This window comes from Liquorilactobacillus mali, assembly GCF_001437155.1.
Classification (GTDB): domain Bacteria; phylum Bacillota; class Bacilli; order Lactobacillales; family Lactobacillaceae; genus Liquorilactobacillus; species Liquorilactobacillus mali_A.
Genome location: NZ_JQAR01000072.1, coordinates 1 through 483, shown reverse-complemented (window position 1 = coordinate 483; position 483 = coordinate 1). Strand labels below are relative to the sequence as shown.

The 483-nt window shown below is 50.1% G+C and carries 4 tRNA genes; all 4 read left to right on the top strand.

Annotated features, from left to right (window positions below):
• Positions 1-90: 90 nt before the first annotated feature.
• A tRNA-Phe gene (locus tag IV36_RS11775) sits at positions 91-163 on the top strand.
• Between the two features lie 10 nt (positions 164-173).
• Positions 174-244: transfer RNA gene (locus tag IV36_RS11770), tRNA-Gly, on the top strand.
• 15 nt (positions 245-259) lie between these two features.
• Positions 260-347, top strand: a tRNA-Ser gene (locus IV36_RS11765).
• Between the two features lie 7 nt (positions 348-354).
• Positions 355-426: transfer RNA gene (locus tag IV36_RS11760), tRNA-Glu, on the top strand.
• Positions 427-483 lie beyond the last annotated feature (57 nt).

Sequence of the window (483 nt, the reverse complement as noted above, 5' to 3'; positions counted from 1 at the left end):
TTTATCACGCCTGCCTGTCACGCAGGAGATCGACGGTTCAAATCCGTCTAGGACCGTGGTACAAGCATATTTATTAAATGAATAGTTTATGGCTCGGTAGCTCAGTTGGTAGAGCAATGGATTGAAGCTCCATGTGTCGGCAGTTCGATTCTGTCCCGCGCCATAAGATTTATGCGGGTGTAGTTTAGTGGTAAAACCACAGCCTTCCAAGCTGTTGTCGCGAGTTCGATTCTCGTCACCCGCTTATTAATTTTTTCATGGAGAAGTACTCAAGTGGCTGAAGAGGCGCCCCTGCTAAGGGTGTAGGTCGCGAAAGCGGCGCGAGGGTTCAAATCCCTCCTTCTCCGTTTTTTTGACCCGTTGGTCAAGTGGTTAAGACACCGCCCTTTCACGGCGGTATCATGGGTTCAAATCCCGTACGGGTCATTTTAATATCGCGGGATGGAGCAGTCTGGTAGCTCGTCGGGCTCATAACCCGAAGGT